Genomic DNA, 24348 nt, shown 5'->3' on the forward strand with positions numbered 1-24348 from the left:
CCCGCCCGACGTGCTGGCGCGGTTGCTCGACAGCCGGTGAGCGGTCGGGTGAGACTGTTCCGCGCCCGGGCCCCGAAGCGGGGTCGCGGCAACGTGACTGACGCGGCACCCGACGTGCCGCACGGATGAGGAGGATCTGGGGTGGCCCGCCGCTCGTACGCCAGCTTCGGCAACGCCGACTACGGCATCTGGTACCGCTTCGCGGCCGTGCTGGTGAAGCCGGTGACGACCGCCCTGGTCAAGCCCGACTGGCGGGGCTGGGAGCACCTTCCGAAGAAGGGCGGCTTCATCACCGCGGTCAACCACAACTCGGTCATCGACCCGGTGATCTACGCGCACTGGCAGTACAACAGCGGACGGCCGCCGCGGATCCTCGGCAAGTCCTCGCTGTTCTCCGTGCCGTTCATCGGCTTCATGCTCCGCAAGACGGGCCAGATCCCGGTGTTCCGCGAGTCGACCGACGCGGCGCAGGCGTTCCGGGCCGCCATCGACGCGGTCAACGGCGGCCAGTGCGTGCAGTTCTACCCGGAGGGCACCCTCACCCGGGACCCGGACCTCTGGCCGATGACCGGCAAGAGCGGGGTGGCCCGGGTCGCCCTGATGACCGGCGCCCCGGTCATCCCCGTGGCGCACTGGGGCGCGCACGAGATCATCCCGCCGTACGGCAGGGGCGGCGCCGGGAAGAGCAAGTTCAACCTCTTCCCGCGCCACCGGGTGACGGTGGCGGCCGGGCCGGCCGTCGACCTGAGCAAGTACCGCGGCCAGGAGCTGACCGCCCAGGTGCTCAGGGACGCCACCGAGGACATCATGACGGCGATCACCGCCGTGCTGGCCGAGATCCGCGAGACCGAGCCGCCCGCCGAGCGGTACGACATGCGGGAGGCGGCCCGGAACCGGGGCGCCGCCGCGGCGGCCCGCCGGCAGAAGGCGGCCGGCCGGGCCGCCGACGAGGACGAGGAGGCCGGCAAGTGACCCGATGTGCCGTGTTCGGAACGGGCTCCTGGGGCACCGCGTTCGCGATGATCCTCGCGGACGCCGGCTGCGAGGTGACCCTCTGGGGCCGCCGGCAGGAGCTGGCGGACGCCGTCAACGCCACCCACGTCAACCCGGACTACCTCCCCGGGGTCCGGCTGCCCTCCTCGGTCCGGGCCACCACCGACCCCGCCGAGGCGCTGGCCGGCGCCGACTTCGCGGTGCTGGTGGTGCCCTCCCAGACGCTCCGCGAGAACCTGGCGGCCTGGGCGCCGCTGCTGGAGCCGCAGACCGTCCTGGTCAGCCTGATGAAGGGCATCGAGCTCGGCACCGCCAAGCGGATGAGCGAGGTCATCGGCGAGGTCGCCGGTGTCGGTCCGGAGCGGATCGCCGTGGTCAGCGGCCCCAACCTGGCCCGCGAGATCGCCAACCGGCAGCCCGCCGCGAGCGTCGTCGCGTGCACCGACGAGTCGGTCGCCAAGCGGCTCCAGGCGGCCTGCCACACGCCGTACTTCCGGCCGTACACCAACACCGACGTGATCGGCTGCGAGCTGGGCGGCGCGGTGAAGAACGTGATCGGCCTCGCGGTCGGCATGGCCAACGGCATGGGGCTCGGCGACAACACCAAGGCGACGCTGATCACCCGCGGGCTGGCCGAGACCACCCGGCTGGGACTGGCACTCGGCGCGGACGCGCACACCTTCGCCGGACTCGCCGGGATGGGCGACCTGGTGGCGACCTGCTCCTCGCCGCTCTCCCGCAACAACACCTTCGGCACCAACCTGGGCCGGGGCATGTCGCTGGCGGAGACCATCGCGGCCACCCGCCAGACCGCGGAGGGCGTGAAGTCCTGCGAGTCGGTGCTCGACCTGGCCCGGCGCTGCGGCGTCGACATGCCGATCGTCGAGGCCGTGGTGGACGTGGTGCACAACGGCCGGCCCACCCAGGAGGTCCTTCAGGCGCTGATGTCCCGCTCGGCCAAGCCCGAGCGGCGGTGAACGCCCGCCCCAGGGTGGCTCACCTGTCCGAAACGGGCCGCACGGTACTCTCGGTCGCGATATGAGCATCGAACAGACCTCCCAGAACCCGTCCGTGAAGCCTCGTGTCGCCATCGTCTTCGGCGGCCGCAGCTCCGAGCACGCCATCTCGGTCTCCACCGCGGGCAGCGTGCTGAGGGCGATCGACCGCGACAAGTACGAGGTGCTGCCGATCGGCATCACCCACGAGGGCCGCTGGGCGCTGGTCAGCGACGAACCGGCCCGGATGACCATCACCGACGGCCGGCTGCCGGACGTCGACCAGGTCGCCGAGTCCGTCGAGGGCCAGGTCGCGCTGCCGCTCGGCCCGGGCAGCCGCGAGGTGGTCTGGAGCGAGCCCGGTGCGGCCCCCAAGGCGCTCGGCGAGGTCGACGTGGTCTTCCCGCTGCTGCACGGCCCCTGGGGCGAGGACGGCACGCTGCAGGGCCTGCTGGAGCTCTCCGGAGTGCCGTACGTCGGCAACGGCGTGCTCTCCAGCGCGGTCGGCATGGACAAGGAGTTCACCAAGCGCCTGCTGGCCTCGCACGGCCTGGGCGTCGGCCGCTACACCGTGGTCCGCCCGCGCGAGTGGGAGACCGAGGAGGGCCGCGCGGCCGTCCGCGAGCGGGCCGCCGAGCTCGGTCTGCCGCTGTTCGTGAAGCCCTGCCGGGCCGGCTCCAGCATGGGCATCACCAAGGTCAAGGACCTCTCCGACCTCGACCGCGCGATCGACGAGGCCCGCCGGCACGACCCCAAGCTGATCATCGAGGCAGGCGTCTCCGGCCGCGAGATCGAGTGCGCCGTGCTGGAGTTCGAGGACGGCCCGCGGGCCAGCGTCCCGGCCGAGGTGCTGGTCGGCGGCGACTACGAGTTCTACGACTTCGAGGCCAAGTACATCGACTCCTCGGAGGTGCGGATCCCGGCCGAGCTGTCCGGCGAGGAGACCGCCGAGATCCGCCGCCAGGCGGTGGCCGCGTTCGAGGCGCTCGGCTGCGAGGGCCTGGCCCGGGTGGACTTCTTCCTCCTGGAGGACGGCAGCTGGATGGTCAACGAGATCAACACCATGCCCGGCTTCACCCCGATCTCGGCCTACCCGAAGATGTGGGAGGCCAGCGGGCTGTCCTACCCGGAGCTGATCGACCGGCTGCTGCAGGCGGCGCTGCGCCGCTCCACCGGCCTGCGGTAGCCGCGCGGACCGCACCGCGGACGACGCGCGAGGGCGGGCCCGGGTTCCCCCGGGCCCGCCCTCGCGCGTGCGGCACTACGGGATGGTGGCCCTCACCGCGTCGGAGAGCGCGGCGGCGGCGTCGAGCGGGTTGGCGAGTGCCCCGCCGGGGACGGTCACCTCGACGAACACGGCCCGCTGGGTGGCGGTGAGCCGGTAGCCGCCGTCCTTCAGCGGCTCCGGCCACCAGGTGACGTCGTTGATCGTCGGCGAGATCTCCTTCTGCTTCTCGTCGACCAGCCCCTCCGGGTGCGGCACGCCGCAGCGCAGCACGATGCGCGGCGACGAGGCCCAGGCGGCGGTGTACGGGGAGGCGGGCTCGGGGTCCTTGCGGGGGTGCCCGATCAGGTCCTGCGGCAGCGCGGCGTCCAGGGCCCGGCAGTACGCGGCGGCCCTGGGGGCGGGCGTGGGGGCGTCGACCTTCTCGGGCGCGCCCCAGTTGCCGACCAGCACCACGATGGTGCAGGTCAGCGCGAGCGGCACCGCCAGCCAACGGACCGGGGCCGGCAGTGCCGCGAGGAAGCGGGGGGCACGGAATTCTCGGGTCACCCGCCGATGGTATGCGCGGCTTACAGGTGGACCACCGGACAGGTCAGGGTCCGGGTGATTCCCTCGACCTGCTGAACCTTCGCGACGACGAGGCGGCCGAGGTCGTCGACCGTGTCGGCCTCCGCGCGGACGATCACGTCGTAGGGCCCGGTCACGTCCTCGGCCTGGAGGACACCGGGGATCTTGGAGATCGACTCGGCCACGGAGCTGGCCTTGCCGACCTCGGTCTGAATCAGGATGTAGGCCTGTACCACGGGGACCTCCCGGCGGCTGGGTACGGGGATCGCCGCCGTGATCGCCCGGTCAGGCGTCGGGGGTGGGGCACGGGCTCACCGGCAGTCTGATCACCACGCTACCGCGCAGCGGGGCAGGGAGGGGAGACCTGTGCGCCGTCGGAGGGCGTACGCTGCGCGCGGAAGCGACTTGGACGTACGACGCAGGTGCGCACGTGATGGAGACCGAGAGGACGGCAGATGCAGGGGACCGTGGGCGAGCTGGGCGAGTTCGGACTCATCAGGGAGCTGACCGCCCGGGTACCGCTCACCGACGCGGTCGACCTCGGCCCGGGTGACGACGCCGCGGTGGTGAAGGCGCCGGACGGCCGGGTGGTGGCCACCACGGACGTGCTGATCGAGAACCGGCACTTCCGCCGGGACTGGTCCACCGCCTACGACGTGGGCCGCAAGGCCGCCGCGCAGAACCTCGCCGACGTGGCCGCGATGGGCGCGGTGCCGACCGCGATCCTGCTGGGTCTGGTCGCGCCCGCCGATCTGCCCACCACCTGGGCGACCGAGCTGATGGACGGCCTGCGCGACGAGTGCCAGGTGGCCGGCGCGACCGTGGTCGGCGGCGACGTGGTGCGCGGGGACACCATCACGCTGGCCATCACGGCGCTCGGAGATCTGCAGGGGCGTGCGCCCGTGACGCGCGCCGGTGCTCAGGTGGGTGACGTGGTGGCGGTCACCGGCTGGCTGGGCTGGTCGGCGGCCGGACTGACCGTGCTGCAGCGCGGCTTCCGCTCCCCGAGGGCCTTCGTCGAGGCGCACCGCCGCCCCGAGCCGCCGTACCACGCCGGTCCGGCCGGCTCCGAGTTGGGCGCCACCTCGATGATCGACGTGAGCGACGGGCTGGTCGCCGACCTGGGCCACGTCGCCAAGGCCAGCGCGGTGGACATCGACCTGCGGGCCGCCGACTTCGACGTCCCGGTCCAGATGGCGGACATCGGGCAGGCGGTCGGGGTGGACCCGCTGGTCTGGGTGCTCTCCGGCGGCGAGGACCACGCGATCGTGGCGACCTTCCCGCGCGGGGTCCAACTGCCCGCCCGCTGGCGGGTGGTCGGTGAGGTCGTGGGGCGGGCCCGGGCGGCGCGCGGCGGCCGGGTGACGGTGGACGGCGAGGCCTGGGACCGGGTCGGCGGCTGGGACCACTTCTCGGAGTGACGGCGGCCGGCCACCTGCGGTCGGCCACGTGTGGCCGGCCACCTGCGGCCGGCCGTTGCGGGACCGGCCGTTCAAGGGTCGGCCGTTCCGTGGGCCGGCCGGCCCGGCGGCCGACGGACGCGCGGGGCCGGTGGGTTGACGCCCGCCGGGGGCGGGAACGGGGGCGGGAACGGGGCGCGGCCGAGGGCGCGCGACGCTCCGGGTACGTCCCGCGATCCGGCTCCGGACGGGCCGAGCGCGTAGGCTTGCCGCATCCGGACCGCCCGTCTTCGGCGTGAGTGGTCTGAACCACTGTGGTCTGAACCACTTCGGAGCGGGAGAGCACACCACCATGCGTATCGGTGTCCTGACCAGCGGCGGCGACTGCCCCGGCCTGAACGCGGTGATCCGTTCCGTGGTGCACCGGGGAACCGATGTGCACGGCGACGAGATCGTCGGCATCGAGGACGGCTTCCTCGGCCTGATCGAGGGCCGCACCCGCCCGGTCTCCCACGACGACGTCACCGGCCTGCTGACCCTCGGCGGCACCATCCTCGGCTCGGCCCGGGTGCAGCGCGACCGGATCGCCTGGGCGGTGGAGAACGCCAAGACCCTCGCCCGCGACATCGGCATCGACGCGCTGATCGCGATCGGCGGCGAGGGCACGCTCACCGCCGCCAAGATGTTCAGCGACGCCGGACTCCCCGTGGTCGGGGTGCCCAAGACCATCGACAACGACATCGACGCCACCGACGTCACCTTCGGCTTCGACACCGCGGTGCACGTCGCGACCGAGGCGATCGACCGGCTGAAGACCACCGCCGAATCCCACCAGCGCGTCATGGTGGTCGAGTTGATGGGCCGGCACACCGGCTGGATCACCCTCACCGCCGGCATGGCGGGCGGCGCGCACGGCATCCTCATCCCGGAGAAGCCGTTCGACATCGAGGGGGTGGCCCGGATGGTCGAGGACCGCTTCGCCCGCGGCAAGAAGTTCGCCATCATCGCCGTCGCCGAGGGCGCCGCACCGATGCCCGGCACCATGCGCTTCGACCACGGCGAGGTCGACCGGTTCGGGCACCGCACCTTCGGCGGGATCGGCAACCGGCTCGCCCACGAGCTGGAGAACCTGCTCGGCAAGGAGGCCCGCCCGGTCATCCTCGGCCACACCCAGCGCGGCGGCACCCCGACCGCCCGGGACCGGGTGCTCGCCACCCGGTTCGGCTGGCACGCGGTCGAGGCCGTCCACCAGGGCGCGTTCGGCCACTTCACCGCGCTGCGCCGGGGCGAGATCCGCCTGGTGCCGGTCGCCGAGGCCGTCACCCGGCTCAAGACCGTGCCGGAGGACCGCTGGGCGGAGTCGGAGGCGGTGCTCTGAACCGGCGCCGGTAGGTTGGAGGGCATGTCGCTCCCGTCCTCCACCCCCGCCCCCGGCGGCCGCCCGTCGCCGGGCGGCCCCTCCGCCGCACCTCCCCGCGTCCTCACGGTGGCCGGCTCCGACTCCGGCGGCGGCGCCGGCATCCAGGCCGACCTCAAGGCGATGCTCGCCCTCGGCGTCCACGGCATGAGCGTGATCACGGCCGTCACCGCGCAGAACTCGCTCGGCGTCCAGGGCTACTGGGAACTCCCCGCCGAGGCCGTCCGCGCCCAGTTCCGCAGCGTGGTGGACGACATCGGCGTCCAGGCCGTGAAGACCGGCATGCTCGCCTCCGTCGAACTGGTGGAGACCGTCGCCGGACTGCTGGTCGACGTCGACGTGCCCGTCGTGGTCGACCCGGTCGGCGTCTCCAAGCACGGCGACGCGCTGCTCGCCGCCGAGGCCGTCGCGACCGTCCGCGAGAAGCTGCTGCCGGTCGCCACCCTCGCCACGCCCAACCTGCACGAGGTGACGCAGCTCACCGGGCGCACCGTGGAGAACGAGGCGCAGATGGCGGACGCGGCCAAGGCGCTGCTCGACCTCGGGCCGCGCTGGGTGCTGGTCAAGGGCGGCCACCTGGAGGGCGACGCGGTCGACCTGCTCCACGGCGGCGCGGGGGAGGAGTACTGGTTCCGGGCACCGCGCCACGACAACCGGCACACCCACGGCACGGGCTGCACGCTGGCCAGCGCGATCGCCTCCGGACTGGCCAAGGGCGAGCCGCTGCCGGAGGCCGTGGCCTCCGCGAAGGAGTACATCACCGGCGCGATCGCCGGCGGGTTCGCGCTGGGAGGCGGGATCGGGCCGGTCGACCACGCCTGGCGTTGGCGCTGAACCGACCGGAAAGACCGATGGGCGGGCCCGGGGGCCCGCCCATCGGCGGAAGGGTCGGCGGGGTTCGCCGGGCAAACAGGAAGCCGGCTCATCCGAGGATGAACCGGCTTGCTGGAGGACCGGCGTACCGGTCTGCGCGTCAGCGCGAGACCTTACCGGCCTTGATGCACGAGGTGCAGACGTTGAGCCGCTTCGGCGTCCGCCCAATCACAGCGCGCACCGTCTGAATGTTGGGGTTCCAACGACGGGGGGTACGGCGGTGAGAGTGGGAGATGCTGTTGCCGAAGCCCGGCCCCTTGCCGCAGACGTCGCAGTTGGCAGCCACAGGAGTCACTCCAAGACTTCAGATCATTTACGTTCGAAAACCCCGCTGGACCAGCGGAGCACTCGCGTGAACCGGACCGGGCCGAAGGGTGAGCCTGAACCTGTTCCAGGCAACCGGAAGAGCATACAACGCTTGCTTCCGTTCAACGAAACTACCACGACCGGCCGAGTGATCGCTCTGCCCGCCGCTCCGGGCACCGTCCCGCGGCCCCCGATAACCTGCCGGTATCACCCCTCGCCGTTCACCCTCAGGCCATCACGGCGTCCCATCCGGAGGAGACCTGGTGCTGCACACGCTCGACGCCCCGGCCGTGCGCAGCTGGTGCCAGCTGGCCCTGCGCGCGCTCGGCCAGGCCCGTGAGGAGATCGACGCACTCAACGTCTATCCCGTCCCGGACGGCGACACCGGCACCAACCTGTACCTGACCGTCGAGTCGGCCGCCGCGGCGGTGGAGAGCCGGTTCGCCGACCCGGGACCGGGCGGGGTGCCGGGGCTCGCCGAGACCGCCCGGGCGATGGCCCGCGGCGCGCTGGTCGGCGCCCGCGGCAACTCCGGGGTGATCCTCGCCCAGTGGCTGCGCGGCACCGCCGAGATGCTCGCCGAGGGCGGCGGCGCCGACCAGCTGCGGGCCGCCCTCCAACGGGCCGCCGACTCCGCCTACCAGGCCGTCGCCGAGCCGGTCGAGGGCACCCTGCTCACCGTCGCCCGGGTCGCCGCCCGGGAGGCGGGCCGGGCCGGTGCGGGGCTCGGCCAGGTCGCCGACACCGCGTACCGGGCCGCCCGGGACGCGCTGCGGCGCACCCCCGAACAGCTCGCCGTGCTCGCCGAGAACGGGGTGGTGGACGCCGGGGGCCGCGGCCTGGTCGCCGTCCTCGGCGCGCTCGCCGACGCGGTGGCCGGGCACCAGCCGATGGGCCCGGTCGCCCTGCGCGGGGACCTCCACGTGGTGGAGAGCTGCTCCGGACACGTCCGCCCGCCCGGGCCGGGCCACCCCGCGTTCGAGGTCATCTACCTGCTGGACGCCCCCGACGAGGCCCTGCCGGCGCTGCGCGAACGGCTGGCGGGTCTCGGCGACTCGCTGGTGGTCGGCGGCGGCGACGGACTCTGGAACGTGCACGTCCACGTGGACGACGCGGGCGCCGCCGTCGAGGCCGGGGTCGGGGCCGGGCGTCCGCACCAGATCCGGATCACCCACTTCGCCGAGGCCGCCGCCCGGGCCGGCACCGCCGCCGACCGCGGCGAGGCCGAGCGGCGGACCCGCGCGGTGCTCTCGGTGGTCTCGGGCGCGGGCCTGGCCGAACTCTGCGAGCAGGCCGGCGCGGTCGTGCTGCACGCCGAGCCCGGCCGCCCGCCGGCCAGCGCCGAACTCACCGCCGCCGTCCGCCGGTCCGCCGCCCGCGAGGTCGTGCTGCTGCTCAACGACCCGGAGCTGCGGGCCGCCGCGGGCGCCGCCGCCGACCAGCTGCGCGAGGAGGGCGTCCGGATCGCCGTCCTGCCCACCCGGTCGCCGGTCCAGGGCCTGGCCGCGCTCGCCGTGCACGAGTCCGCCCGGCGCTTCGACGAGGACGTGGTCGCCATGACCTCCGCGGCCGGCGCCACCCGGTACGCCGAACTGGCGGTCGCCGAGGGGGAGTCCTGGACCATGGCCGGGGTCTGCCAGGCCGGCGACGTGCTCGGCCTGATCGACGGGGACGTCGCGGTGATCGGCACCGGGCTGGCCGAGGTCGGCACGAGCGTGCTGGACCGGATGCTCGGTGCCGGCGGTGAACTGGTCACCCTGATCCTCGGCGAGGGCGCGCCCGAGGGGCTGGCCGAGCGGATGGTCGCGCACGCCCGGCACCGGCGGCCCGAGGTGGACGCGGTGGTCTTCCACGGCGGCCAGGAGTCGGCGCCGCTGCTCATCGGCGTGGAGTGAGGGCGGCTCCGCGGGTGGCTCCGCGCGCCGCGCCGGACCGGGGCGGCCGGAGGGCGCGTCGGTGGAGTGAGGGCCGGTCTGTCGGTCCCGTGGTGTAAACAAGGCCCTGATGGGCGCTCTCGATGAACCACTGACCAAGCTCGTCGGCGACCGGACCGCCAAGGTGCTCGCCGACAGCCTCAAGCTGCGCACGGTCGGGGACCTGCTGCACCACTACCCGCGCCGCTACGTCGAACGCGGCCAGCTCACCAGCCTGGACGAGCTGGAGATCGACGAGCACGTCACCGTGCTGGCCAGGGTCGAGAAGGTCACCCTGATCCCGTTCCGCGGGCGCAAGGGCGACCGGCTGGAGGTCGTCGTCACCGACGGCCGCAGCCGGCTCTCGCTGGTCTTCTTCAACCAGGGCTGGCGGCAGAAGGAGCTGAAGGGCGGCTCCCAGGGCCTGTTCGCGGGCAAGGTGGGCGTCTTTAACCGCACCCGCCAGCTGGTCTCGCCGGACTACCAGCTGCTCGACGCGGACGCGGACGCCGGCGCCGCCCAGCAGTTCGCCGGCCGGCTCATCCCCGTGTACGGCGCCAGCGCCCAGATGCCCAGCTGGAAGCTCTCGCTCTGCGTCGAGACGGCGCTCACCAAGCACCTGTCCGACGTCGGCGAGCCGCTCCCCGCCGAACTGCGCGAGCGGCACGACCTGATCCCGCTGCCCGAGGCGCTCGAACTGATCCACCGCCCGCGCAACCAGGCCGACCGCGAACGCGCCCAGGAGCGGCTCCGCTGGGACGAGGCGTTCGTCCTCCAGGTCGCCCTCGCGCAGCGCCGGGCCGCCGACTCCGCCCTGCCCGCCAAGCCGCGCAGGGCCCGGGAGGGCGGCCTGCTCGACGCCTTCGACGCCCGGCTGCCGTTCACCCTCACGGAGGGCCAGCAGAAGGTCTCCGCGGAGATCGCCGCCGACCTGGCGGGCGAACACCCGATGCACCGCCTGCTCCAGGGCGAGGTCGGCTCCGGCAAGACCCTGGTCGCGCTGCGCGCCATGCTCGCCGTGGTGGACGCCGGCGGACAGGCGGTGCTGCTCGCGCCCACCGAGGTCCTGGCCCAGCAGCACCACCGCTCGATCGTCGAGATGATGGGCGACCTGGCCGAGGGCGGTCTGCTCGGCGGCTCCGACCTGGGCACCCGGGTGGCGCTGCTCACCGGCTCGATGGGCGTCCCGGCCCGCCGCCAGGTGCTGCTCGACATGGCCTGCGGGGACGCCGGCATCGCGATCGGCACCCACGCGCTGATCGAGGACAAGGTGCAGTTCCAGGACCTCGGCCTGGTCGTGGTCGACGAGCAGCACCGCTTCGGCGTCGAGCAGCGCGACGCGCTGCGCGCCAAGGGAGACCAGCCGCCGCACCTGCTGGTGATGACCGCCACCCCGATCCCGCGCACCGTCGCGATGACCGTCTTCGGGGACTTGGAGACCTCCGTGCTGGACCAGCTTCCGGCCGGCCGCTCGCCCATCTCCACCCACGTCGTCCCGGCCGTCGAGAAGCCCAACTTCCTGGCGCGGGCCTGGGAGCGGGTCCGCGAGGAGGTGACCCGGGGCCACCAGGCGTACGTGGTCTGCCCCCGGATCGGGGACGAGGAGCCCGCCGACCCGAAGGCCGCGAAGGGCGCGAAGAAGCGGCGCCGGGCCGAGGACGAGCTGGAGGACCTCACCGACGACGCACCGGACGAGGGCGCCGCGAGCGACGAGCGGCGGCCCCCGCTCTCCGTCGTGGAGACCGCCGCGAAGCTGGTCGGGGGCCCGCTGGCCGGGCTGCGGGTGGAGATCCTGCACGGCCGGCTGACGCCCGAGGCCAAGGACGACGTGATGCGCCGGTTCACGGCCGGCGCGGTGGACGTGCTGGTCGCGACCACGGTGATCGAGGTCGGCGTCAACGTCCCGAACTCCACCGTGATGGTGATCATGGACGCGGACCGGTTCGGCGTCTCCCAGCTCCACCAGCTCCGCGGCCGGGTCGGGCGCGGCTCCGCCGCCGGGCTCTGCCTGCTGGTCAGCGACATGCCCGCGGGCAGCGCCGCCCGGGCCCGGCTGGACGCGGTGGCCGGCACGCTGGACGGCTTCCAGCTGTCCCGGATCGACCTCGAACAGCGCCGCGAGGGCGACGTCCTGGGCCAGGCGCAGTCGGGTGTGAAGTCCTCGCTCAAGGTGCTCTCGGTGCTGGAGGACGAGGAGGTCATCGTGACCGCCCGCACCGAGGCCACCCGGCTGGTCGCCGAGGACCCCGGGCTGACCGCCCACCCGGAGCTGCGCACCGCGCTGGCGAGCCTGCTCGACGAGGACCGTGCGGAGTATCTGGAGAAGGGCTGAGGCCCGCTCGGCCGAGCCCGATTGTCAGACCCTCGGGAGAGAATGAAGGTGTTCAGGACGCACCCCCAAGGTGCGTTCCTGGCGCGACACTTGGGGGTTTTGCCATGGCATTCCGTCATCTCAACGAGCTCCCGCTGGGCGACAAGGTCTTCCGGATCGAACTCGCCAGCGACGACGACCGCGAGGTCACCCTCACCCTCACCGGCTGGCGCGAGGGGGAAGCGGCCGCGCCGCTCGCCTCCGGACGGCTGCGGCTGCCGGTCGAGGACGTCGCCTCGCTCCGGATCGCGCTCAACCGGGCGCTCCGGGCCCTGGCGATCGTCGCCGACGTCTCCGAGCCCATCCCCGACCGTGACGTGCTGCGCGAGCTCTACCCCGGACACGGCGCCCCCTGGGTGCCGCAGCACGAGGAGGAACTGGTCCGGCGGTTCCACGAGAACGAGACCGTCGCCCGGATCGCCGCCCGCTTCGGCCGTACGCCCGACTCCGTCCGCACCAAGCTGCGGGAGCTCGGCCACGACCCGCGCCGCCCCGAGTACTGCCCGCCCGACGGCTGCCTCTCCTGGTCCCGCTACGCCTCGCCGACGCTGCTCGGCGCGGCCGTCCCGGCCCAGGCGGCGGGGGAGTAGCCGGCATCCGGTCCGTGGCGCGACGGGGGCGCGACGGGGGTGCGGCGTCCGCGGTGACGAGCTGAAGTGAGGGGGGAGGGCCCCGCCGGTCGGACCGGCGGGGCCCGGCCCGTATAGCGTGGTCGGGCAGCGACGAAAGGACCTCCCACCACCATGACCCGCGTGATCGCCGGGGCGGCCGGCGGCCGCCGACTGGCCGTACCGCCCGGTCGGGGCACCCGCCCGACCTCCGACAAGGCCCGCGAGGCGATGTTCTCCACCCTGGAGGCGCTGCGCGGCACCCTGCACGGCATCCGGATGCTGGACCTGTTCGGCGGGTCCGGCGCGGTCGGCCTGGAGGCGCTGTCGCGCGGCGCCGAGCACGTGCTGCTGGTCGAGGCCGACGCCCAGGCGGCCCGGGTGATCCGGGAGAACGTCCGGACGATCGGACTGCCGGGCGCGCTGGTGAAGGCCGCCAGGGCGGAGAAGGTGATCGCAGGGCCGGCTCCGGAGGCTCCGTACGACCTCGTCTTCCTCGACCCGCCGTACGTCGTCACCGACGACGAGGTGCGCGAGATGCTGATCACACTGTCGGCCGGGGGCTGGCTCGCGGCCGACGCACTCGTCACCGTGGAGCGCAGCACCCGGGGCGGCGAGTTCGGCTGGCCGGAGGGCTTCGAGGTACTGCGCTCGCGCCGGTACGGCGAGGGCACCCTCTGGTACGGTCGCGCCGCCGCCGAGACCCGTCGCCACCCGTAGCGGGCCGAGGCCCGCAGCAGTCTCGTCACCCCATGAGGGAGCACCAACGCCATGCGCCGTGCCGTCTGCCCCGGATCGTTCGACCCGATCACCAACGGTCACCTCGACATCATCGAGCGGGCCTCGAAGCTGTACGACGTGGTGCACGTCGCGGTGTTGATCAACCGCAACAAGGAGGGCATGTTCAGCGTCGAGGAGCGGATCGCGCTGATCGAGGAGACCACCGCGCAGTACGGGAACGTCGTGGTCGAGTCGCACCTCGGCCTGCTGGTGGACTTCTGCCGGGAGCGGGACATCCCGGCGATCATCAAGGGCCTGCGCGCCGTCAGCGACTTCGACTACGAGCTGCAGATGGCCCAGATGAACCACGGGCTGACCGGCGTCGAGACGCTCTTCGTGCCGACGTCGCCGACGTACAGCTTCCTCTCCTCGACGCTGGTCAAGGAGGTGGCCTCGTACGGCGGCGACGTCTCGCACCTGCTGCCGGAGACGGTGCACGGCCGCCTGGTCGAGCGGATCGCCGAGCGGCGCGCCGGGCGGTAGCGCGCGACGGGGCGGCCGGCCCGCGGGGTGGGCCCGGTGGTGACCTCCGGTCCGTTTCTGCCGGTTCGTCACGGTATGTCGGTCAGGTGGCTGGTCGGCCCCGTCCGGACGTTGTGACCTCGCCCCGCCGTGGCCGTACAGTCTGTATTCCTGCCCTGCGGTGAGGTGCACCGCGCCGGGCGCTGCCTCCGCCGGACCGTCGGCGGCACACGGAAAGACGAAGCCCCGTGGACGTGCAGAACAAGGTCGACGAGATCGTGGCCGCCGTCGAGAACGCCCGCTCGATGCCCATGTCGGCCTCCTGCGTGGTGAACCGGGCCGAGCTGGTCGGCCTGCTCCAGGACCTGCGGTCGGCACTGCCCGCCGAGTTGGCCCAGGCCCAGTCGGTGATGGCCGACCACGAGTCGGTGGTCGCGGACGCCCAGTCCGAGGCCGACCGGATCATCCAGGGGGCGCACGCCGAACGGGGCTCGCTGATCTCCGACACCGAGGTGGTCCGCCGCGCCCAGTCCGAGGCCGACCGGATCCTCGTCGAGGCCCGCGCCGAGGTCGACACCAAGCGTGCCGAGGCCGACGACTACGTGGACAGCAAGCTGGCCAACTTCGAGGTCGTGCTCACCAAGACGCTCGGCGCCGTCGGCCGCGGCCGGACCAAGCTGCGCGGCGACGCGAGCGTCTTCGAGAACGACTTCGAGGGCGAGAGCGACGGCGAGGAGTTCCGGCCGCAGCGGACCAGCCCGAGCCCCGAGGTCGACGAGTACGTCGATGTGAAGCTCGCCACCCTGGAGAACGTGCTCAGCGCGACCCTGGAGGCGGTCGGCAAGGGCCGCGACAAGCTGCTCGGCAAGCGGCCGATCGACGAGCTGGGCGCCTACCTGGCCGCCGCCGACCAGGCGCAGCAGGCCAAGGAGCGGGCCGAGGCGGTCGCCGCGGGCTTCGCCGGGGACGCCGACGGCGCCGACATCGCGTGGTACCGCGAGGAGGTTCCGCAGCAGCAGAGCTGGCCGGAGCAGGCCCCGGCGGCGGCGGGCTGGCAGTCCCCGGGGGCCGACCAGTACGCGGCCGCGCAGCAGGGCGGCGGCCAGTACGCGGAGGTGTACGGCGGCGGCTTCGACCCGGCGATCGGCCAGGGGGGCGACCCGTACGCCGGCCAGTACGGCTACGGCCAGCAGGTCCCGCAGATCCAGCACGCGCAGCAGGTCCAGCACGTGCAGCAACCCGGCTACCCGGAGGGTCAGCAGGGCCAGCAGGGCGGGTACGACTACCCGCCCCAGCACCAGGGGTACGCCGCCCAGCAGTACGACGCCTGGGGCAACCCCCAGCCCGAGGCCGGGGCCGGCTACCCGCAGCCGCCGGCCAACCCGCCGGCCCTTCCGCAGCAGGCGCAGCCCGGCCTGGACGAGACCAGCTTCTTCGACACCAGCATGATCGACATGACCCGGCTCCGGGAGCTCGGCGGGAGGTAGTGGCCGGGAGCGAAGTTGGGCCTGGCCGGAGACTCCGGTAGTCTGACCACTCCGGCCTCTCCGTGTCGGGCCGTCGGTCTGCCCGCGCATCCATTCGATGAGTGGCGCCGCACATCAGTTTTCTCAGGAAGTCAGGACACCTTGAACCGCCTCGACCACCGCGACCCCCTCGTGTTCGACACGCACGAGCTGGGCCGTCGTCCGGGTGCGCTGCGCAAGGTGAGCCGGACCCTGGAGGCCCCCGAGGGCCTGGGGATCATCGACGTGATCGGTGTTCCCGAGAAGAGTGAGATGGTTCTGGAGCTCCGCCTGGAGTCCGTGGTCGAGGGCGTGCTGGTGACCGGCACCGCCGAGACCGTGGTCGAGGGCGAGTGTGTACGGTGCCTGGAGCCGGTCGAGTTCGACCTCGACGTGGACTTCCAGGAGCTGTACTACTACCCGGAGTCCGACGAGCGCCATCGCGCCCGGACCGCCGGGACCGAGGACCTCGAAGAGGACTCGGAAGAAGAGACTTACCGTCTGGAGGGCGACTACTTCGACCTCCGGCCGGTGCTGCGTGACGCGGTGGTGCTCGCACTGCCGCTGCAGCCGGTGTGCCAGGAAGACTGCCTGGGCCTGTGCTCCGAGTGCGGAGCGCGCCTGAGCGACGACCCGGCGCACCACCACGACGCCGCCGACCCCCGGTGGGCGGCTCTGCAGGGACTCTCCGCCGCCCCTGGCGACGAGGGTGACGGAATCAAGTACAGCGACACCCGTGAGGGTCTCGCCGAGAACCAGGAGAAGTAGCCGTGGCTGTTCCGAAGCGGAAGATGTCGCGCAGCAACACGCGCCACCGTCGGTCCAACTGGAAGGCCGTTGTCCCGGCCCTCGTGGCGTGCGACCGCTGCCACGAGCCGAAGCTGGGTCACATCGCGTGCCCGAGCTGCGGCACGTACAACCGTCGCCAGGTCCTCTCGGTCTGATCGGCGGGGTGCACGGATCGATGTCGGACGGTAACTCTTCCCGCAAGGCGACCACCGCAACGAAGGCTCCTTCGGGTGGCGGAAAGGCCGGCGGGCCGGCTTCGACCGAATACGACGTCCTGGAAGGGCGCCTCGGGTACACGCTCGAGCGCGCCCTTCTGGTGCGTGCCCTGACCCACCGCTCGTACGCGTACGAGAACGGCGGGCTGCCCACCAACGAGCGCCTGGAGTTCCTCGGCGACTCGGTGCTGGGCCTGGTGGTGACCGACACCCTCTACCGCGTCCACCCGGACGTCCCGGAGGGCACGCTCGCCAAGCTGCGCGCCGCGGTGGTCAACTCGCGCGCGCTCGCCGACGTCGGACGCGGCCTGGAGCTCGGCACGTTCATCCGGCTCGGCAAGGGTGAGGAGGGCACCGGCGGCCGCGACAAGTCGTCGATCCTCGCCGACACCGTCGAGGCCGTGATCGGCGCCGTCTACCTGGACCAGGGTCTGGACGCGGCCACCGAGTTCGTCCACCGGCTGTTCGACCCGCTGATCGAGGAATCCTCTCAGCTGGGCGCGGGCCTGGACTGGAAGACCAGCCTCCAGGAGCTCACCGCCTCGGTGGGCATCGGAGTGCCGGAGTACGTGGTCGAGGAATCCGGTCCGGACCACGAGAAGACCTTCACCGCGGCGGCCCGGGTGGCCGGCGAGGACTTCGGCAGCGGCGTCGGCCGCTCGAAGAAGGAAGCCGAGCAGAAGGCCGCGGAGAGCGCCTGGCGGGCGATCAAGGAGAAGTACGCCGACCGCCTGCCCGGCGGCGCCTGAGCACGCAGTAGCCTTCCTCCAGCAGACGCAGTTCCCCGTCGCAGGAGGCTTGTTCCCGTGCCCGAACTTCCCGAGGTCGAGGTCGTCCGCCGCGGTCTGGCGAACTGGGTCGCCGGACGGACCGTGGCCGGGGTCGAGGTGCTGCACCCGCGTGCGGTGCGGCGCCAGCAGGCCGGCGCGGCCGACTTCACCGCCCGGCTCACCGGCACCACCCTCGGCACCGCGCAGCGGCGGGGCAAGTACCTGTGGGTGCCGCTCGCCGGCACCGGGGCCGGGTTCGCGCTGATCGGCCACCTCGGGATGAGCGGCCAGCTGCTCGTCCAGGACCCGTCCGCGCCGGACGAGAAGCACCTGCGGGTCCGGCTGCGGTTCGGCGACGGCGGGCGCGAGCTGCGCTTCGTCGACCAGCGGACCTTCGGCGGGCTGGCGGTCGAGGAGGCCGAGGACGGCGACCCGGAGGGCACCCCGGTCTCCATCGCGCACATCGCCCGCGACCCGCTCGACCCGCGCTTCGACGACGCCGCCTTCGTGACCGCGCTGCGCCTCAGGCGCACCACCGTCAAGCGCGCGCTGCTGGACCAGACGCTGATCAGCGGGGTCGGCAACATCTACGCGGACGAGGCGCTCTGGCGCACCCGGCTGCACTACGACCGCCCGACCGGGTCCCTCACCCGCCCGCAGGCGCTGCTGCTGCTGGCCAACGCCCGGGACGTGATGTCCGCGGCGCTGGCCGTCGGCGGCACCAGTTTCGACAGCCTCTACGTCAACGTGAACGGCGAGAGCGGCTACTTCTCCCGGGATCTGGACGCCTACGGCCGCGAGCAGGAGCCGTGCCGGCGCTGCGGGACACCGATCCGGCGGGCCGCCTGGATGAACCGGTCCAGCTACTTCTGCCCCCGCTGCCAGCGGGTGCCGCGGGTCCGCAGCGGGGGCTGAGCGGCCTCAGTGCTTGGCGAGTTCGGGCTGCGGCCGTTCGGCTTCGGGCGCGCCGTGGGTGTCCTGGCCGAAGTAGGCGACGCCGACCGCCGCGACCACCGAGAGCAGGAAGCCGGCCACGCCGAGCCAGCCGAGCCCGGCCTTCGAGGAGTCGCCGAGCCAGAGCACGCCGACCGCGCCGGGCAGCACCGTCTCACCGACGACCAGGGCCGCGGTGGCCCCGTTCACCGAGCCGATCTGCAGCGCCACGGTGTGCACGTACATGCCGCCGATGCCGCCGACGAGGATCGCGTACAGGGCCGGGTCGGAGAGCAGCGCGCCGAGCTCGAACGGCTCGATCCCGTTGAGGATGCGCACGCCGACGCCGAGCGCGCCGAAGCCCAGACCGGAGAGCAGGCCGGCGACGATCGCGCCGTTGGCCCCCATCCGGCGGACCAGCAGGCCACCGCCGACCAGCAGCACGGTGGTGATCGCCAGCAGCCCCCAGTGGAAGGCCATCGCGGCGTGGTGGCCGCCCTCCGGTCCGGCCGAGACCGCCAGCAGCACCAGCGCCGAGCAGAGCACGCCGATCGACACCCACTCCAGCTGCTTGAGCCGGATCCCGAGCAGCTTGATCGACAGCACCGCGGTGATCACCAGGTTGGCGCTGATGATGGTCTGGGAGAGGAACAGCGGCAGCAGCCGGGCGGCCAGCGCGCCGAGGCCGAAGCCGATGAAGTCCAGCACCGTGCCGAGGATGAACTCCCAGGTCACGGCTGCCTTGGCGGTGGAGGAGAGGCTCGGCCCGCCGTGCGCGGTGGTCCCGGCGGCGGAGGCGCCCTTGGCGGCCTCCTCCCGGGCGGAGCGGCGTGATCCGACGGCCTGCAGGACCGAGCCGATGCCGTAGCAGGCGGAGGCCGCCACGGCGGTGACGAGGCCGATCAACACGCTGTGCTCCGATCGAGAGGAATGCGGGAGGAGAGGAGTGCGGGAGGAATGGTCAAGAGAAGGTCATGAACGGGCCGTACGGCCACCACTATGCCCGGTCGCGGAGTACGGTCGGACCGCCCCCCGGTGGTCGTCGCGAGCTGCGGTGACCCGCCGGAACGTACGTCCGGGCAGGTGGCCGGGTTCCCGCCGCCCGCCCGGCTCAGGGACCCGCCCGGGTAGAGATCATCCCCGGGGAGGGGACGCACCCCGGCGGACGGTGGGGGTCGCCCGGCAGGCCGTACCCGACGGGTATGCCGTACCGGAGGGCCCGGAGAGGTAGCGTCGATGGCATGAGAACCCTTGCTCGACGACGTTCCCGGGCCGCCGGGCCGCCGGCCCTGGTGGCGGCGCTGCTCGGGCTGCTGCTCGGGTTGCTGCTCCTGGTGACGCCGGCGGCCTCGGCGGCGGGCGGGCTGGACGACGCGGCCGCCACGCTCAAGCAGGGCCGGGTGTACGTCGACCCGGCCATGGCCGGCCGGTTCGACCAGGGGCAGGCCGACGCGCTGACCGAGAAGATCCGCAAGACCGACAAGCCGATCTTCGTCGCGGTGGTCCCGGCCGCGGCTCCGTACGGCGCCCAGACGGTCTTCGACGACCTGCGGACCAAGGTCGGCATCACCGGCACCTACGCCGTCTGGCGCGGCGACCAGTTCCAGGCCCGCTCGGACCGGGCCGCGCTGGCCAGCGAGAGCGCCGAACGGATCGCGGGCGCCTCCTTCCGCTCGCACCCCGGCGACATCGGCGCCACCCTCGACGACTTCGTCGACACCGCCGCCCCGCAGGTCAAGGGGAACGGTGTGAACAGCGGTGCGGGCGGCGCCTCGACCGCCGCGATCGTGGTCCCGCTGGCCCTGCTCGCACTGGCCGGTACCGGCGTCTTCCTGCTCTTCCGCCGCGCGAAGCGGCGCAAGGAGGAGCAGCGCCGGGCCGAACTCGCACAGCTGCGACGGGTCGTCGACGAGGACATCACGGCCTACGGCGAGGAGCTCGACCGGCTCGACTTCGACCCGGGAGCCGCGGACGCGGACGACGTGCAGCGCGGCGACTACACCCACGCCCTGGACTCCTATGACCGGGCCAAGCGTCTGATGGACGAGGCCAGGGGACCGCACGACGTGAAGCCGGTCACCGAGGCGCTGGAGGACGGCCGGTTCGCGCTGGCCACCCTGGAGGCCCGGCGGGAGAGCAGGCCGCTGCCGGAGCGGCGTCCGCCGTGCTTCTTCGACCCGCGGCACGGCCCGTCGGTGCAGGACGCCGACTGGGCCCCGGCGGACGGCGCGGCGCGCACCGTCCCGGTCTGCCGCGCCGACGCGGAGCGGCTGGCGGCCGGACAGGCCCCGGACATCCGGACCGTCCCGACCGAGCACGGGCCGCAGCCGTACTGGAACGCCGGACCGGCGTACGGGCCCTGGGCGGGCGGCTACTTCGGCGGCTTCGGCGGCGGCGGGCTGCTGCCGGGCCTGCTGGTCGGCACGATGCTCGGTTCGATGATGGCCACCCCGGCCTACGCGGCCGGCGCGGGCGACGCCGGTTCCGGCTACGAGGGCGGCGACGTCTCCGGAGCCGACTACAACTCCTCCGACTTCGACGGCGGGTTCGGCGGCGGCGACTACGGGGGCGGCGGCGGAGGCGACTTCGGTGGCGGCGGAGGCGACTTCGGCGGAGGGTTCTGACTCCGTCGTTCGGCTCCGGCCGGTGCGACGACCGGCCCGCGGCCCCGCCGGACGACCCGGCGGGGCCGCGGTGTCCGTCCGGGGAGCGGCCCGGACGGCGCCGGATCCGACCCGCTGATCGATGTCCGGCGCGGCTCCGGGGCCCCGGCCGTACGGGTTTGAGAAGGCAACCCGGTGTGGGAAGGTGGAGGACGTGACGCCCCGCACCCCTTCAGCCGTTCCCGCCGCGCCCGCCCTGCCGGGGCGGCCCTGCTCGATCGCCGCCGCGCTGCACGTGGTGGGGGAGAAGTGGGCGCTGCTCGCCGTGCGGGAGCTGTTCTACGGCAACCACCGGTTCGACCGGATCGCCCGGAACACCGGGGCGCCCCGCGACCGGCTCACCGCCCGGCTGCGCGCGCTGGAAGAGGCCGGCGTGGTCGAACGGCGCCCGTACAGCGAACGCCCGCCCCGGTACGAGTACCACCTGACGGAGGCGGGCCGCGACCTCGCGCCCCTCAGCCAGGCCCTGCTCGGCTGGGGCGACCGGTGGCTGATGCCGGAGCCCCCGGTCGGCCTGGAGCACGACCCGCAGGGGCACGAACCGCACCCGTACGACCCGGCCTGGGTCTGCCGCACCTGCGGCGAGGAGGGGCGCCGCGCGGACCTGCGGATCGAGGTCCACAGCCCGGGCTGGACGACGGAGGGCCCGACGGCGCCGTGACGCGGGCCGTCGCCCGGCCGGATAGGGTCGGGGGCATGCACGGTCGCGACGCCCACAGTGAGGAGCCGGTCCGGGTCACCGCCTGGGTGCGGGGCAAGGTCCAGCAGGTCGGCTTCCGCTGGTGGACCAGGGCGCGGGCGCTGGAGATCGGCCTCACCGGCTACGCGAGCAACCTCGGCGACGGCCGGGTGCAGGTGGTGGCCGAGGGCGTCGCCGTCGACTGCGAACAGCTGCTCGCCCTGCTCAGGGGCGCCGGCACACCGGGCCGGGTCGCCGGGGTGACCGAGATCTGGACCGCCGTCGGCACGGGTTACGAGGGCTTCGAGATCCGCTGAGCCGGACCCGGTCCGGTTCCGGCCCTGGCCGGGTCCGGAACCCGTGCGAAAGGATCGGCAACTGGCGGTGTCGTACGGTTGCCATCCGGGCAGACTCGTGGTTGACTCCGCATCGGACGATGATCCACGAGCTCGTGGTGGACCTCCCCGCGACCGCCCGGCGTGACGACACCGCCAGGCAGGTGACAGGGGCGCGGTAGCGTGCGGTGATCGTGTTGACCCGTACCGTCTTTGGTGAGACGCTGGAAACCCGCGCACACGACCGCGTTATCCCGGCAGGCGCATGCCCTCGTGAGCCCAGCTCACGGCGGTTGTGCCGTAGTGCCCAGCCAGCACTGCCGGTGCGCGACGCGCGTGCGTCCCCCTTCCCCCTAGACCTGTTCCGTTCCGGTTCGGTCACTCAGCGTGGAGGACCATTCATCATGGCAAAGGCGCTTCTCGGGTACGTCGGCGGCCCCGACCCGCGAATGCTCTCCGAGATGCGACGGCTGCAGCAGCGCGTTCAGGATCTTGAATCCGAGCTCATTCGGATGCAGGCCGAGAACGACGCTCTCACCGCTGTCGCTGACGAGCACTCGCTGCTCAGCAGCATCGATCTGGACCAGCGGGAGCCGGCTCTCACCTGAGTCCCGCCCGATCCCTCGATCGACGTCGTTGTGCACTGAGCCGCCCCGAAAGGGACGCAGCTTGCAAGGGACGCCCCGCGTGGCGTCCCTTCGTCGTGTCCGGCGCGTTTCCGGACGGCGCCCGGTGGCCGGTGCCGCGCCCGGCGCGCTGTGGTGGCGGTCCGGTGGCGGTCCGGTGGCCGGGCCCGGACCGGCCGGCCCGACCGGTGTGTCCGGACACGATCGCCGCAGGTGCGGGCGGATACAGTCGCCGCAGAGCCCGGTGAGCGATGTGAGGAGACCGGCGCGTGCACCTGAAGAGCCTGACGCTGCGCGGGTTCAAGTCCTTCGCCTCCGCCACCACCCTGCGGTTCGAACCCGGCATCACCTGCGTGGTCGGGCCCAACGGCTCCGGCAAGTCCAACGTCGTCGACGCGCTCTCCTGGGTGATGGGCGAGCAGGGTGCCAAGTCGCTGCGCGGCGGCAAGATGGAGGACGTCATCTTCGCCGGGACCAGCGGGCGCGCCCCGCTCGGCCGCGCCGAGGTCAGCCTCACCATCGACAACTCCGACGGCGCCCTGCCGATCGAGTACGCCGAGGTGACCATCACCCGGACGATGTTCCGCAACGGCGGCAGCGAGTACGCGCTCAACGGCGACACCTGCCGGCTGCTCGACATCCAGGAACTCCTCTCCGACTCCGGCATCGGCCGCGAGATGCACGTCATCGTCGGCCAGGGTCAGCTCGACTCCGTCCTGCACGCCGACCCGATGGGCCGCCGCGCCTTCATCGAGGAGGCGGCCGGCGTCCTCAAGCACCGCAAGCGCAAGGAGAAGGCGCTCCGGAAGCTGGACGCGATGCAGGTCAACCTCAACCGCGTCCAGGACCTGGTGGCCGAACTCCGCCGCCAGCTCGGCCCGCTCGGCCGGCAGGCCCGGATCGCCCGGCGCGCCGCCGGCATCCAGGCCGACCTGCGCGACGCCCGGCTCCGGCTGCTCGCCGACGACCTGCTCGCCCTGCGCCGGGCGGTCGAGGCCGAGATCGCCGACGAACTCGCGCTGCGGCTGCGCCGCTCCACCGTCGAACAGGAACTGGGCCGGGCGATCGGCCGCGAGGCCGTGCTGGAGGCCCAGGTCCAGCAGCTCGGACCGGGTCTGGAGGCGGCCCGGCAGACCTGGTACCTGCTCTCCGCGCTGGCCGAGCGGACCCGCGGCACCATCGGGCTGGCCGAGGCCCGGGCCCGGCACGCGGTGGCCGGCGGACAGACCGAGGAACGGCGCGGACGGGACCCGGAGGAGTCGGAGCAGGAGGCCGAACGGGTCCGCGAGGAGGAGGCCGCGCTGGCCGGGGCGCTGGAGGAGGCCCGGTACGCGCTGGCCGAGGCGGTCGAGACCAAGGGCGAGCTGGAGCGCGACCTCGCCGCCGAGGAACGGCGGCTCAAGGACGCCGCCCGGGCGATCGCCGACCGTCGGGAGGGGCTGGCCCGGCTGCAGGGGCAGGCCGCCGCCGCGCGTTCCAGGGCCGCCGCCGCCGAGGCCGAGACCGGCCGGCTCGCCGAGGCCCGGGACGAGGCGCTGCAGCGTGCCGAGGCCGCCCGGTGCGAGCACGAGGAGCTGGCGTCCCGGGTCGACGCCTCGGCCGAGGACGAACGGGCCGACACCGCGCACGAGACCGCCCGGGAGCGGCTCGCCGCCGTCGAGCGGGAGCTCGTGGCCGCGCGCGAGGCGGCCGGCGCCGCCGAACGCGAGCGGGCCGGACTGACCGCCCGGCACGAGGCGCTGGCGCTCGGCCTGCGCCGCAAGGACGGCAGCGGCGCGCTGCTGGCCGCGGGCGACCGGCTGGCCGGGCTGCTCGGCCCGGCGGCCGCGCTGCTGCGGATCGCCCCCGGCCACGAGACCGCCCTCGCCGCCGCGTTCGGCGCGGCGGCGGACGCGGTGGCCGTCGACTCGCCCGCCGCGGCGG

At 73.5% G+C, this 24348-nt stretch carries 25 protein-coding genes; 21 read left to right on the forward strand and 4 right to left on the reverse strand.

All coding sequences use genetic code 11. From position 1 onward, the window contains the following. Nucleotides 1-141 precede the first annotated feature (141 nt). The 3 genes from ABZY91_RS28785 (at nt 142) to ABZY91_RS28795 (ending at nt 3174) form a co-directional block, all read left to right on the forward strand. Nucleotides 142-972 carry a lysophospholipid acyltransferase family protein gene (locus tag ABZY91_RS28785; RefSeq protein ID WP_329882851.1) on the forward strand — a complete coding sequence of 277 codons (831 nt, stop codon included), beginning with the start codon at nt 142-144 and terminating at the stop codon, nt 970-972. After that, nucleotides 969-1970: an NAD(P)H-dependent glycerol-3-phosphate dehydrogenase gene (locus ABZY91_RS28790; RefSeq protein WP_329951661.1), complete on the forward strand. Its 1002-nt coding sequence runs from the start codon at nt 969-971 to the stop codon at nt 1968-1970. The genes ABZY91_RS28785 and ABZY91_RS28790 overlap by 4 nt, the downstream gene beginning before the upstream one ends. Nucleotides 1971-2031: 61 nt before the next feature. Further along, nucleotides 2032-3174, forward strand: coding sequence for a D-alanine--D-alanine ligase family protein (locus tag ABZY91_RS28795; RefSeq protein ID WP_329882853.1), 1143 nt, complete (start codon nt 2032-2034; stop codon nt 3172-3174). Nucleotides 3175-3249: 75 nt separating this feature from the next. Here ABZY91_RS28795 and ABZY91_RS28800 read toward each other — a convergent pair whose 3' ends face one another. Both ABZY91_RS28800 and ABZY91_RS28805 read right to left on the reverse strand, forming a co-directional pair. Continuing rightward, complete coding sequence (locus tag ABZY91_RS28800) at nt 3250-3762, reverse strand: DUF3515 domain-containing protein (RefSeq protein ID WP_355405832.1); 513 nt, start codon at nt 3760-3762, stop codon at nt 3250-3252. A gap of 20 nt (nt 3763-3782) precedes the next feature. Next, nucleotides 3783-4016: an Lrp/AsnC ligand binding domain-containing protein gene (locus ABZY91_RS28805; protein ID WP_329882855.1), complete on the reverse strand. Its 234-nt coding sequence runs from the start codon at nt 4014-4016 to the stop codon at nt 3783-3785. Nucleotides 4017-4235: 219 nt separating this feature from the next. Between ABZY91_RS28805 and ABZY91_RS28810 the strand changes: the two genes are divergently transcribed. The 3 genes from ABZY91_RS28810 (at nt 4236) to thiD (ending at nt 7431) form a co-directional block, all read left to right on the forward strand. Next, nucleotides 4236-5201, forward strand: a complete 966-nt coding sequence (locus ABZY91_RS28810; RefSeq protein WP_329882856.1) for a thiamine-phosphate kinase — start codon at nt 4236-4238, stop codon at nt 5199-5201. Nucleotides 5202-5532: 331 nt separating this feature from the next. Further along, complete coding sequence (locus tag ABZY91_RS28815) at nt 5533-6558, forward strand: 6-phosphofructokinase (RefSeq protein ID WP_329882857.1); 1026 nt, start codon at nt 5533-5535, stop codon at nt 6556-6558. 24 nt (nt 6559-6582) lie between these two features. Beyond that, nucleotides 6583-7431 (forward strand): bifunctional hydroxymethylpyrimidine kinase/phosphomethylpyrimidine kinase, encoded by an 849-nt coding sequence (thiD, locus tag ABZY91_RS28820; protein WP_355405833.1) that lies wholly within the window; start codon nt 6583-6585, stop codon nt 7429-7431. A 139-nt stretch (nt 7432-7570) separates the two neighbouring features. On the opposite strand, the gene rpmB is transcribed toward thiD, so the two are convergent. Continuing rightward, the gene (gene rpmB / locus ABZY91_RS28825; RefSeq protein ID WP_014138233.1) at nt 7571-7756 is read right to left on the reverse strand and encodes a 50S ribosomal protein L28; all 186 of its coding nucleotides are present in this window, start codon (nt 7754-7756) and stop codon (nt 7571-7573) included. A gap of 283 nt (nt 7757-8039) precedes the next feature. Here rpmB and ABZY91_RS28830 point away from each other — a divergent pair, with 283 nt between their 5' ends. From ABZY91_RS28830 to mutM, 10 genes are all read left to right on the forward strand, one after another. Further along, entirely contained in the window at nt 8040-9671 is a 1632-nt protein-coding gene (locus ABZY91_RS28830; protein WP_329951665.1) for a DAK2 domain-containing protein, read from the forward strand. A gap of 109 nt (nt 9672-9780) precedes the next feature. Beyond that, nucleotides 9781-12021, forward strand: a complete 2241-nt coding sequence (recG, locus tag ABZY91_RS28835) for an ATP-dependent DNA helicase RecG (RefSeq protein ID WP_329882860.1) — start codon at nt 9781-9783, stop codon at nt 12019-12021. 104 nt (nt 12022-12125) lie between these two features. Continuing rightward, the gene (locus ABZY91_RS28840; RefSeq protein WP_329882861.1) at nt 12126-12650 is read left to right on the forward strand and encodes a hypothetical protein; all 525 of its coding nucleotides are present in this window, start codon (nt 12126-12128) and stop codon (nt 12648-12650) included. A 153-nt stretch (nt 12651-12803) separates the two neighbouring features. Continuing rightward, nucleotides 12804-13388, forward strand: a complete 585-nt coding sequence (gene rsmD / locus ABZY91_RS28845) for a 16S rRNA (guanine(966)-N(2))-methyltransferase RsmD (RefSeq protein ID WP_329882862.1) — start codon at nt 12804-12806, stop codon at nt 13386-13388. A 51-nt stretch (nt 13389-13439) separates the two neighbouring features. Then, entirely contained in the window at nt 13440-13931 is a 492-nt protein-coding gene (gene coaD, locus ABZY91_RS28850; protein ID WP_329882863.1) for a pantetheine-phosphate adenylyltransferase, read from the forward strand. A 227-nt stretch (nt 13932-14158) separates the two neighbouring features. Further along, nucleotides 14159-15397 (forward strand): ATP synthase F0 subunit B, encoded by a 1239-nt coding sequence (locus tag ABZY91_RS28855; RefSeq protein ID WP_355405834.1) that lies wholly within the window; start codon nt 14159-14161, stop codon nt 15395-15397. Between the two features lie 141 nt (nt 15398-15538). Then, a complete protein-coding gene (locus ABZY91_RS28860) occupies nt 15539-16183 on the forward strand; it encodes a DUF177 domain-containing protein (protein WP_329882865.1) in 645 nt (214 codons plus the stop codon). Nucleotides 16184-16185: 2 nt separating this feature from the next. After that, nucleotides 16186-16359 (forward strand): 50S ribosomal protein L32, encoded by a 174-nt coding sequence (gene rpmF / locus ABZY91_RS28865; RefSeq protein WP_030056747.1) that lies wholly within the window; start codon nt 16186-16188, stop codon nt 16357-16359. A gap of 20 nt (nt 16360-16379) precedes the next feature. Continuing rightward, entirely contained in the window at nt 16380-17168 is a 789-nt protein-coding gene (rnc, locus tag ABZY91_RS28870) for a ribonuclease III (protein ID WP_329882866.1), read from the forward strand. 57 nt (nt 17169-17225) lie between these two features. Next, nucleotides 17226-18104, forward strand: a complete 879-nt coding sequence (gene mutM, locus ABZY91_RS28875; RefSeq protein WP_329951668.1) for a bifunctional DNA-formamidopyrimidine glycosylase/DNA-(apurinic or apyrimidinic site) lyase — start codon at nt 17226-17228, stop codon at nt 18102-18104. A gap of 6 nt (nt 18105-18110) precedes the next feature. Here the strand turns inward: mutM and ABZY91_RS28880 are convergent, their stop codons facing one another. Beyond that, nucleotides 18111-19031: a hypothetical protein gene (locus tag ABZY91_RS28880; RefSeq protein ID WP_329882868.1), complete on the reverse strand. Its 921-nt coding sequence runs from the start codon at nt 19029-19031 to the stop codon at nt 18111-18113. 332 nt (nt 19032-19363) lie between these two features. Between ABZY91_RS28880 and ABZY91_RS28885 the strand changes: the two genes are divergently transcribed. The 5 genes from ABZY91_RS28885 to ABZY91_RS28905 form a co-directional block, all read left to right on the forward strand. Next, nucleotides 19364-20746 carry a hypothetical protein gene (locus tag ABZY91_RS28885; RefSeq protein ID WP_355405835.1) on the forward strand — a complete coding sequence of 461 codons (1383 nt, stop codon included), beginning with the start codon at nt 19364-19366 and terminating at the stop codon, nt 20744-20746. 193 nt (nt 20747-20939) lie between these two features. Beyond that, nucleotides 20940-21446: a helix-turn-helix domain-containing protein gene (locus tag ABZY91_RS28890; RefSeq protein WP_355405836.1), complete on the forward strand. Its 507-nt coding sequence runs from the start codon at nt 20940-20942 to the stop codon at nt 21444-21446. Between the two features lie 35 nt (nt 21447-21481). Continuing rightward, on the forward strand, nt 21482-21781 hold the full coding sequence (locus tag ABZY91_RS28895; RefSeq protein ID WP_355405837.1) for an acylphosphatase: 300 nt from the start codon (nt 21482-21484) through the stop codon (nt 21779-21781). A 422-nt stretch (nt 21782-22203) separates the two neighbouring features. Further along, on the forward strand, nt 22204-22407 hold the full coding sequence (locus ABZY91_RS28900) for a hypothetical protein (protein ID WP_327681011.1): 204 nt from the start codon (nt 22204-22206) through the stop codon (nt 22405-22407). A 287-nt stretch (nt 22408-22694) separates the two neighbouring features. Next, a partial coding sequence (locus ABZY91_RS28905) for an AAA family ATPase (RefSeq protein WP_355405838.1) occupies nt 22695-24348 on the forward strand: 1654 nt, incomplete at its 3' end.

Source organism: Kitasatospora sp. NPDC002965, from assembly GCF_040611255.1.
In the GTDB taxonomy this organism is placed as follows: domain Bacteria; phylum Actinomycetota; class Actinomycetes; order Streptomycetales; family Streptomycetaceae; genus Kitasatospora.

Excerpts from the sequence above, each read along its gene's own strand:
- ABZY91_RS28885 (WP_355405835.1), top strand. The coding sequence starts at position 19,364 with ATGAGAACCCTTGCTCGACGACGTTCCCGGGCCGCCGGGCCGCCGGCC.
- rsmD (WP_329882862.1), top strand. The coding sequence starts at position 12,804 with ATGACCCGCGTGATCGCCGGGGCGGCCGGCGGCCGCCGACTGGCCGTA.
- ABZY91_RS28795 (WP_329882853.1), top strand. The coding sequence starts at position 2,032 with ATGAGCATCGAACAGACCTCCCAGAACCCGTCCGTGAAGCCTCGTGTC.
- ABZY91_RS28815 (WP_329882857.1), top strand. The coding sequence starts at position 5,533 with ATGCGTATCGGTGTCCTGACCAGCGGCGGCGACTGCCCCGGCCTGAAC.
- recG (WP_329882860.1), top strand. The coding sequence starts at position 9,781 with ATGGGCGCTCTCGATGAACCACTGACCAAGCTCGTCGGCGACCGGACC.
- ABZY91_RS28900 (WP_327681011.1), top strand. The coding sequence starts at position 22,204 with ATGGCAAAGGCGCTTCTCGGGTACGTCGGCGGCCCCGACCCGCGAATG.
- ABZY91_RS28895 (WP_355405837.1), top strand. The coding sequence starts at position 21,482 with ATGCACGGTCGCGACGCCCACAGTGAGGAGCCGGTCCGGGTCACCGCC.
- rnc (WP_329882866.1), top strand. The coding sequence starts at position 16,380 with ATGTCGGACGGTAACTCTTCCCGCAAGGCGACCACCGCAACGAAGGCT.
- ABZY91_RS28840 (WP_329882861.1), top strand. The coding sequence starts at position 12,126 with ATGGCATTCCGTCATCTCAACGAGCTCCCGCTGGGCGACAAGGTCTTC.
- thiD (WP_355405833.1), top strand. The coding sequence starts at position 6,583 with ATGTCGCTCCCGTCCTCCACCCCCGCCCCCGGCGGCCGCCCGTCGCCG.
- coaD (WP_329882863.1), top strand. The coding sequence starts at position 13,440 with ATGCGCCGTGCCGTCTGCCCCGGATCGTTCGACCCGATCACCAACGGT.
- ABZY91_RS28810 (WP_329882856.1), top strand. The coding sequence starts at position 4,236 with ATGCAGGGGACCGTGGGCGAGCTGGGCGAGTTCGGACTCATCAGGGAG.